This is a genomic window from Halorubrum sp. SD626R, assembly GCF_001261915.1.
GTDB lineage: Archaea > Halobacteriota > Halobacteria > Halobacteriales > Haloferacaceae > Halorubrum.
Map to the genome: position 1 here is coordinate 1 of NZ_CVRT01000008.1, position 9,385 is coordinate 9,385.

Annotated in this window: 8 protein-coding genes; 4 read left to right on the top strand and 4 right to left on the bottom strand. The window is 70.8% G+C overall.

Features of this window, described 5'->3' with window-relative positions:
* The first annotated feature begins 125 nt into the window (after nt 1–125).
* Nucleotides 126–1,064, top strand: coding sequence for a thiamine pyrophosphate-dependent enzyme (locus SD626R_RS00365; RefSeq protein WP_092561930.1), 939 nt, complete (start codon nt 126–128; stop codon nt 1,062–1,064).
* Between the two features lie 145 nt (nt 1,065–1,209).
* Nucleotides 1,210–1,638, top strand: coding sequence for an HTH-type transcriptional regulator LrpA1 (lrpA1, locus tag SD626R_RS00370; protein ID WP_092561933.1), 429 nt, complete (start codon nt 1,210–1,212; stop codon nt 1,636–1,638).
* Nucleotides 1,639–1,678: 40 nt separating this feature from the next.
* On the opposite strand, the gene SD626R_RS00375 is transcribed toward lrpA1, so the two are convergent.
* From SD626R_RS00375 to SD626R_RS00390, 4 genes are all read right to left on the bottom strand, one after another.
* Complete coding sequence (locus SD626R_RS00375) at nt 1,679–2,173, bottom strand: hypothetical protein (protein WP_092561936.1); 495 nt, start codon at nt 2,171–2,173, stop codon at nt 1,679–1,681.
* Nucleotides 2,174–2,238: 65 nt separating this feature from the next.
* A complete protein-coding gene (locus SD626R_RS00380; RefSeq protein WP_092561939.1) occupies nt 2,239–2,709 on the bottom strand; it encodes a GNAT family N-acetyltransferase in 471 nt (156 codons plus the stop codon).
* A 125-nt stretch (nt 2,710–2,834) separates the two neighbouring features.
* The gene (ileS, locus tag SD626R_RS00385; protein ID WP_092561942.1) at nt 2,835–5,987 is read right to left on the bottom strand and encodes an isoleucine--tRNA ligase; all 3,153 of its coding nucleotides are present in this window, start codon (nt 5,985–5,987) and stop codon (nt 2,835–2,837) included.
* Nucleotides 5,988–6,073: 86 nt separating this feature from the next.
* Nucleotides 6,074–7,285 (bottom strand): iron-containing alcohol dehydrogenase family protein, encoded by a 1,212-nt coding sequence (locus SD626R_RS00390; RefSeq protein WP_092561945.1) that lies wholly within the window; start codon nt 7,283–7,285, stop codon nt 6,074–6,076.
* Nucleotides 7,286–7,459: 174 nt separating this feature from the next.
* Between SD626R_RS00390 and SD626R_RS00395 the strand changes: the two genes are divergently transcribed.
* Together SD626R_RS00395 and SD626R_RS00400 are read left to right on the top strand one after the other, a co-directional pair.
* Nucleotides 7,460–8,371, top strand: a complete 912-nt coding sequence (locus tag SD626R_RS00395; protein WP_092561948.1) for a hypothetical protein — start codon at nt 7,460–7,462, stop codon at nt 8,369–8,371.
* A 134-nt stretch (nt 8,372–8,505) separates the two neighbouring features.
* The coding region (locus SD626R_RS00400) for an ATP-binding protein (protein WP_255310015.1) at nt 8,506–9,385 on the top strand (880 nt) is incomplete at its 3' end.

Consider the following 9,385-nt stretch of genomic DNA (forward strand, 5'->3'; position numbering starts at 1 on the left):
AGTACAACGGGAACCCGTTCGAGCCGGCGGAGATCGTCGACGGGTTCGAGGCCGCGATCGTCGAGGGCGACGGCGACGCGTCGGGCCACCAGACCACCTTCGTCCCAGCCGCAGGTGATTAAGCAATGAGCACGTTTTCAGCCATCGGAGAGGAGCGAGAGATCGACCGCGACGAGTACACCCCCGGCGTCGAGCCGCAGCCGACGTGGTGTCCGGGCTGCGGCGACTTCAGCGTCCTGAAGGCGCTCAAGCAGGCGCTCCCGGAAGTCGGGCGCACGCCCGAGGAGACCCTGCTGTGTACCGGGATCGGCTGTTCGGGCAAGCTGAACAGCTACCTCGACACGTACGGGTTCCACACGATCCACGGGCGCTCGCTGCCCGTGGCCCGCGCCGCGAAGCTCGCGAACCCCGACCTCGAAGTGATCGCCGCCGGCGGCGACGGCGACGGCTACGGGATCGGCGGGAACCACTTCCTCCACACGGCCCGGGAGAACCACGACATGACGTACATCGTCTTCAACAACGAGATCTTCGGGCTCACGAAGGGCCAGACCTCCCCGACCAGCCCGAAGGGCCACAAGTCGAAGACGCAGCCCTCCGGCAGCGCCAAGGAGCCGCTCAAGCCGCTCTCGCTGTCGCTGAACGCCGGCGCCTCCTACGTCGCCCGCACCGCCGCGGTCAACCCCAACCAGGCGAAGGAGATCATCACCGAGGCAATCGAGCACGACGGCTTCGCGCACGTCGACTTCCTCACCCAGTGTCCGACCTGGAACAAGGACGCGCGCCAGTACGTCCCGTACATCGACGTCAACGAGTCCGACGACTACGACTTCGACAAGACGGACCGCGTCGAGGCCGCGGAGATGATGCGCGAGACCGAGGAGTCGCTGCACGAGGGGAAGGTCCTCACCGGCCGTTACTACGTCGACGGAGACCGTCCCTCCTACGGCGAGGAGAAGCAGGCGATCGGCGAGATGCCCGACGAGCCGCTGGCCGAGCGCTACTGGGACGACGAGTACGAGTGGGAGCGCTCCCACGACATGTTCCTCGACAAGCACGCCTGACGCGCCGGAGCGCGCGCCAGACCCGGCGAACGGCCGCGACGCGGCCGTAAACCGGGATCGCCGGCCGATCCCGGTGCGGTTCGTCGTCCGTTCGTCTCGTTTTTCGGTTCGCAAGGTATTTTTTCCGTGGTGACAAAGAGAGCGTATGAGCACGGTATCGACGGAAGAACGGATCCTATCGGTGTTAGAGGAGGACGCGCAGGCCTCCTGTGCGGAGATCGCCGAGCGGGCCGACGTCTCGAAGCCGACGGTGCGGAAGTACATCGACCGCCTCGAAGAGCGGGGCGTGATCGTGGGGTACTCGGCGGAGATCGACCCGAAGAAGCTCTCGTCGCAGTCGATCGCCATGGTCGGCATGGACGTGGACTCCGGTCAGTACGTGGAGGCGACCCGGGAGCTGAAGGGGCTCGACGAGGTGCAGGCGCTGTACACCTCCTCCGGCGACCACATGCTGATGGCCGAGGTCCGCGCCGGCGACGGCGACGAGCTCGGCGACGTAATCTCCGAGAAGCTGCTGGCGATCGACGGCGTCACCGCCGCGCACCCCTCGTTTCTGCAGGAACGCCTGAAGTGAGCGCGCGGCGACCGACCGGCTCGGTCCCGTCCGACTCTTCCTACCGATAAGCGAGCGCGACGACCCCTCCCGTCACCGCGGCGACGCCCAGCGTCGCGGCGGCGATGGCCGACTCGCTCGCACCCAGCAGGACCCCCGCGAGCGGGAGGCACAGCAGCGCGCCGGCCCACATCGCCGCGCCGCCGAGGCGACGCGCGCGCTCGCGGCTCACGTCCGGCGTCGTCAGGAGCTCGCGCCGGTCGCGGTAGCGCACGAGCCACCCGAGGGCGACCGTTCCGAGCGCGGTAACGCCGAGCGCGCCGGCGGCGACGAGGCGCTCGGGGAGCGCCAGGCGGATCGCCGCGGCGAGCGCGAGCAGGAACGCGCCGGTGCCGACGAGGACGGCGGCGTTGACTCGCGCGCCCGCGTCGTCGCCGTCGGCGACCCCGTAGAGCCGCCGGAGTCGACTCCCGGACGGGAGGCTGGCGAGAGCGACGATCACGAGCGCGGCGCCGAGCGCGACGAGGAGGGCTAGACCGGTATCGGCGGAGACCATGGGCCGTCGGCTGGACGTGCGCGCGCCGGCCACTTAGTTTCACACCGTGGCCGGCGCCGTTCGGGCTACCGGAGCTCGCTCGCGTCGACGACGACGACCGACTCGTCGCCGGCGGGACCGCGGCGCCTGCCGCGCGTGCTGAACCCGTGCGCGGCGAAGAACTCCTGCGCGCCCGGGCTGTCGGCCGGGACGCTCGCCCGGAGCGTGTCGACGCCGCGGTCGGTCACCGACGAGGCGACGCGCGAGAGCAGCTCCTCAGCGACCCCTTCGCCCGCGTGGCTCGGGTGGACCCACAGCGCGAGCAGCTCCGCCTCCGACCCCTCGGCGTCGGGGTGCGCGATCGCGACCCCGACGGGACCGTCGGGGTCCTCCATCAGGAACGACCACTCCGCCTCCGCGGCGGCCTCGCGGACGCCGGCGGCGGACACGTCCAGAAGTGGGGATCCGATGTCGTCGAAGACGGTCGCCTCGCGGGCCCGCGAGACCGCCGTCCGCAGCGTCTCCGCGTCGTCGGGCCGCGCCGCCCGGACATGCATGGATAACTATGAGTAAAGAACTCACCTATAGGTTTCGGGATGGGAACTGTTGGCACAGCAACGGTGAAGATCCGGCCCGGCTCGCTCCGGCGAGCCGGTCGCCCGACCCGACCGGACCGAACGCCTCACGCGACCGGCTCGACGCCGATCGTGACGACGACGTCCTCGACGTCCCACGCCTCGACGAGGCCGCCCTCGGCGTCCGCGGCGTCGCTCGGGTCGTCGAGCCACCCGTCGGCGCGCACCTCGCCGGCGACGAGGTCGGCGTGCTCGTCGACGAAGCCGGCGATCCGGTCGTCGTCGACTGCGACCCCGACGCGGATCCGCGCCTCGACGTCGAGGTCGAGCTCCTTCCGCATCTCCTGGATCCGCCGGATCACGTCGCGGGCGTACCCCTCGGACTCGATATCGGGGGTGAGCGAGGTGTCGACGTAGACGGTTCCGCCGTCGAAGTCGACGCCCGAGACGCTCTCGGGTGGCTCGGCAACGTACTCGACCATCTCCTCGCCGAGGTCGACCGGCTCGCCGTCGACGGTCACCTCGCCGCCCTCGACCGCCGCCCGGGTCGCTCCCTGCACCGCCTCCATCACCTTCTGCGCGTCGCCGCCGAAGGCGGGGCCGATCGCGGCCATCCGCGGCTCCGCGGTCTCGACCAGCTCGTCGAACGCGTCGGTGACGGTCACCTCCCGGGCGTTGACGCGCTCGCCGATCAGGTCGGCGAGGCGCTCGACCGCGGCGGTCACGGTCTCGTCGTCGGTCTCGACGACGACGCGCGGGACGGGCCACCGGAGCTTGCGGCCGGCCTGCTGGCGCGCGTTCGCGGCGGCCTCCTCGACGTCGCGGAGGACGGCCACGTCGCGCTCGAGGTCCGGGTCGCGGAGTCCGTCGTCGGGCTCGGGGTAGTCGAGCTGGTGAACGGTCGTCGCCGAGCCGTCGAGCGTCTGGTACATCCGCTCGGTCATGTACGGCGCGACCGGCGCGAGCAGCCGGACGACCTCGTCGAGGACGGTGGCGAGCGTCGCGTAGGCGCCCCGCTTCGAGGCGGAGTCGGCCTCCTCCCACATCCGGTCGCGGACGGCCTTCACGTAGAACCGCGAGACGTCCTGCGTGACGAACTCGATGACGGCGTTGACCGCGTCGCTGATCCGGTAGTCGGCCCACGCCTCTGTCACCTCGGCCTCCACCGACTGGAGCCGGGAGAGCACCCACTCGTCGACGAGCTCTAACTCGCCGTCCGAGAGGTCGGCGTCGGCGGGATCGTAGCCGTCGAGGTCCATGTACTCCAGCGGGAACCGGAAGACGTTCCAGAGGATGTTGAGCTTCCCCTGGATCTCGCCGAGCCCGTCCCACTCGAACGCGAGGTCGACCCCCTGTTGGTCGTGCGAGAGGAGGTACGTGCGGAGCGGGTCGCGACCGGCGCGCTCGATCGCCTCCTCCGGGGTGACGATGTTGCCGACCGACTTCGACATCTTGCGGCCGTCCTCGTCGTTGGCGAACCCGTGCATCAGTACCTCCTCGTAGGGGATCTCGCCGACCGCGGCGGTCCCCATTCCGAGCTGGGACCAGAACCAGCCGCGGGTCTGGTCGTGCGCCTCGACGATGAGGTCGGCGGGCCACAGCTCGTCGTGGGCCGCCTCCTCGCTCGGGTAGCCGAGCGTGCCCCACGTGGCGACCGAGGAGTCGAGCCACACGTCGAACACGTCCTCGACGCGGCGGTAGGTCGTCCCGTCCTCGACGATAGTCAGGTCGTCGACGGCGGGACGGTGAAGGTCGATCGCCTCGGGATCGATATCCTCCTCGACGCGCTCGGCGAGCTCCTCGCGGGTGCCGACCACGATCATGTCCTCGTCGAGGTTCCCGGAGTCGGCGTCCTCCGGGACCCAGATCGGGATCGGGACGCCCCAGTAGCGCTGGCGGGAGACGTTCCAGTCGGGGGCGTCCTCGATGAAGTCGCGGAACCGATTGTCCCGCGCCCACCCCGGATGCCACTCGGACTCCTCCATGTTGTCGAGGAGGTCCTCCTTCACGTCCGTGATCGAGATGAACCACTGGTCGGTGACCAGCTGGATGATACCGGTGTCACACCGCCAACAGTGGCCGTAGCTGTGGTCGACGGTACCGTGCGCGAGCATGTGCCCGTCGGCGACCAGGTCGGCGACGATGTCGTCGTTGGCGTCGCGAACGAACTGCCCGGCGTACTCGCCGGCGGCCTCGGTGAACTCGCCGTTGGGGGCGACCGGACAGAAGATGTCGAGCCCCAGCTCCGTGCCCCGCTCGAAGTCCTCTTCCCCGTGACCCGGCGCGGAGTGCACGAGCCCGGTGCGGTCGGCCTCGACGTAGTCGGCGGCGTACACCTCGCCGGCGCCCTCGAAGTCGGGGTACTCGGCGACGCGGTCGGCGAGCGGGTGGTCGTACGCCCAGCCGACCAGGTCGTCGCCCGTCAGCTCGGCCTCGACCTCGTACGACTCGTAGCGGCCCTCACCGAGCACGTCCTCGACGCACGCCTCGGCGACGTAGAGCAGCTCCTCGTCGCCGCCCTTCTCCGCGCGCACCGCGTTGTAGGTGAGCTCCTCGTCGACGGCGACGAAGGTGTTCGCGGGGATCGTCCACGGCGTCGTCGTCCAGATGACGAGGCTCCCCTCGCGGTCCGAGAGGGGGAACTTCACGTAGATGGAGGGATCCTCCACGTCCTCGTACTCGACCTCGTTGTTGGCGAGCCCGGTCTCGCAGCGCGGGCACTGCGAGATCGAGCGTTTCCCCTGCTCGACGAGCCCGTTGTCGGCGACGTTGGAGAACGCCCACCACGCGGCCTCCATGTACTCCGGCGAGATGGTCTCGTAGGGGTCCTCGAAGTCCATCCACACGCCGATGGATTCGAAGTCCTCGTCCATCGCCGCACGGTTCTCTAAGGCGAACTCCTTGCACCGGTCGATGAACGACTCCATCCCGTACTCCTCGATGTCCCGCTTGCTCTCGAAGCCGAGCTCCTCCTCGACTTTCACCTCGATCGGGAGCCCGTGCATGTCGTACCCGGGGCGGTCGGTGACGCGGTGGCCGGTCATCCGCTTGTGCCGGATGATCGCGTCCTTCAGCGCCTTGTTCCACGCCGTGCCGAGGTGCATCTGCCCGGAGGTGTACGGCGGCCCGTCCACGAAGAAGAAGGGCGGGTCGTCGGCGTGCGCCTCCTTCGCCGCCTCGTAGGCGTCCGCGTCGTCCCAGTACTCGTCGACCGCCGACTCGACGTCCGCGGGCGCGTACTGGTCGTCGATATCGTCCATACCCGTTGGTCTTCGCGCGCGTATTTGAATACGGCGGAGTTACGCGGATCCGTGGCACGGACCGGCGCGACGGCGAGGACCGCGCGTTACCACGCCGCGCGCAACACGCCCTCGATCGCTTCCGGCGTCGCGTCGAGCCCGGCCGGCGCGCGCTCCATGCACCAGTCGTCGACGACGTACTCGGCGATCGCCGGGAGGTCGCTCTCCTCGGTCGCCGGGAGGTCCCGGAGCCGACTCGGAACCGGCAGCGCGTCGCGGACCGCGGCGACGGCGCCGACGACGTCCTCCGCGACCGCGTCGTCGTCCCGGCCGTCGGCGTCGACGCCGAGCCCGGTCGCCAGCGCCCGGCGGCTCGCGTCGACCTCGTCGAAGAGGTACGCGAGGACGTGGGGGGCGACGACCGCGTGGATATCGCCCTGCTGGAGGTCGTATCGCCGCGCGAACCCGTGACCGAACGCGTGGATCACCGATATCTTGCGGTCGAGCTGGACGAGCAGCGCGCCGACCACGGCCCGGTCCACCGCGGCCTCGGTCCCGGGTCGCTCCCCCGCCGCCCGGGGGAGCGCGTCGGCGAGCAGCCGGAGGCCGTGGACCGCGCTCGCGTCGCTCACGGGGGTCGCGTCGCTCGCGTACGGCGTCTCGATCCCCTTGTCGAAGCCGTTCATCGCCGACCCCGCGAGCACCGACCGCGGCGTCGTCTCGAACAGCGCCGGGTCGGCGAGGTCGACGACCGGCATCGGCCCGTCGCCGCTGACGGTCAGCGGCTGACCCGTGGGCGACTCGTCGGCCGGGAGCACCTCAAGCGAGCCGCCCGTCGAGAGGTCCGCGCCGGCGAACGTCGTCGGGATGGCGACGACCGGGAGCGAGGGGTCGCTGCCGGGCGCGAGCGACCCGAGCGCGTCGGGTCCCGCCGCCGCGTCGGATCGGAGCTCCGCGAGGTCGCGGCCGTCGACGTCGAGGATCGCCGCCTGCCGGGCGGTGTCGAGGCTGCTCCCGCCGCCGACGGCGACGAGGGCGTCCGCGCCGACCTCGGCTCGCTTGTCGAGGAGGTCGTACGCCGTCTCGACGCGCTTGTCGGGGGTCGTCCCGTCGAAGACGCCGGCGAGCCGGTCGCCGAGCCCCTCCCGGATCGGGTCCATCAGGTCGTCGTTGGCGCCGACGTTGGAGCCGCAGACGACGAGCGCGTCGCCGAGTGCCCGCTCGTCGAGGACCGACCGTAGCTCGCTCGCGCGACCGCGTCCGTACAGGATCTCACAGCCCCGGTAGTCGTGCTCGAAGGCGTCCCCGATCGGTAGCATCGGGAGACGGTACGGCCGGCGGCCGCTTGTAGCTGTGGGAGTCGCCGAGCCGACCGGCGTCGCGGGCGCGTCGCGTCTCGTGGGCGCGTCTCGCTCCGCGGTCCGTCGCCGACTCCCAAAGAGCCAACCCGACGCGGGCCGGAGTCCCAGATCGGATCGTCCGACCGCCCCACCATGCGACAGTTCCCACCGCTCCCCGACCTCGACGAAGCGGACGCGCCCGACGGGCTCCTCGACGGCCACCTCTGGCTCCTCGAACTGATCGACGGGACGGGCCTCCGCGTCTCGATGGACGAGTCCGGGCTCCTCCGGTTCGGCGGTCCGGAAGCGACCTACCCCGACGTCGACGCCGTTCCGCTCGCGCTCCGCCCCGCGGTCCGGCACGTCCGCGACCGCTTCGACCGGGAGTCGCTTCGCGAGGCCGTCCCCGACCCCGGCGCCGTGACGTTCCTCGGCGTCGCGACCCACCGCCGCGGGACCGACTACGACTGGGACCGGATTCCGCCGTTCCTCGGGACCGACGTGTGGATGGGAGACGACGCGCCGGAGACGGGCGCGACTGACGGGGCGTTCCGCCCCCCGGACGCCGCCGCGGCGATATTCGAGGGGGTCGGACTCGACCCGGTCAACGCGGTGGCGCGCGAGGTGAACGCCCGCGACTTCGACCCCGACGAGTACGCGGTCCCGGCGTCGGCGTGGCGCGACGGTCCGGCCGCGGGCGTCGTCGTCCGGAACAAGCGCGGCGGGCGCGGACGGATCGCGAGGGACGCCGGCGACGGCGACGAAGCCCGCGCGGAGAGCGGTGACCCGGGCGACGCCGGGGCGGACGGTTCGGCCGACCCCGACGAGCTCGCCGCGACCCACGCTCGGCCGGAGCGCTTCGAGCGGGTCGCCGCCGCCCTCGACCGTCGCGGAGAGCCGGTGACGATCGACGCCCTCGCGGACCGGACGGTCGAGGCGGTCGCCAGGGAGACCGCGATCCGGTTCGGGAGCGGGGGTTCCGACTCGGACGAGGTCGACGTCGCCCGGTTCCGTGCGTCGGTCGCCGAGCGCGCGCGAGCGTTCCTCGACGGTCGCTCGGAGTAGGAGTCCGGCAGTCGGAACGGCGGTACCCCGCGGTTCCCCACCGGAGTACCCCGCGCTCGCCCCGCACCGCTCTCACGCCCGCGTGCGCGTGCGTCGGGTTTATAACCCGCCACGAACTAATTCCGGTAAGTTCTATGTCAGAGCAGAGCGAGTACGGAGCCGGCCAGATCCAGGTCCTCGAGGGCCTGCAGGCCGTCCGTAAACGTCCGGCGATGTATATCGGGTCCACGGACGGTCGGGGGTTACATCATCTCGTCTACGAGGTCGTCGACAACTCCATCGACGAGGCGCTCGCGGGCCACTGCGACGAGATCACCGTCACGATCCACGGGGACGGCTCCGTCAGCGTCAGCGACGACGGGCGCGGGATCCCGGTCGACACCCACGAGAAGTACGACCGCCCGGCGCTCGAAGTGATCATGACCGTCCTCCACGCCGGCGGGAAGTTCGACTCCAAGTCCTACCAGGTTTCCGGCGGGCTCCACGGCGTCGGCGTCAGCGTCGTCAACGCGCTCTCCGAGCGGCTGGAGGTCGAGGTGAAGCGCGACGGCGGCGTCTACCGCCACGAGTTCGCCCGCGGCGAGCCGGTCGAGGACGGGTTCGAGCGCGTCCGCGACATGGAGGCGGACGAGCCGACCGGGACGCACATCCGATTCTGGCCCGACGGCGAGATCTTCGAGACGAACGACTTCGAGTTCTCGACGCTCGCCAGTCGCCTCCGCGAGCTGGCGTTCCTCAACTCCGGCGTCGCGGTCACGCTCGCCGACGAGCGAGACGCGGACTCCGCCAACGACGCGGGCGACGAGCAGACGTTCCGCTACGACGGCGGCATCCGCGAGTTCGTCGGCTACCTCAACGAGACGCGGACGCCGATCCACGAGGAGGTCATCTACTTCGAGGACGAGGCCGACGACATCCACGTTGAGATCGCGATGCAGGCCACCGAGGAGCTACAGGGCTCCGTCCACGCGTTCGCGAACAACATCAACACCCGCGAGGGCGGCACCCACCTCA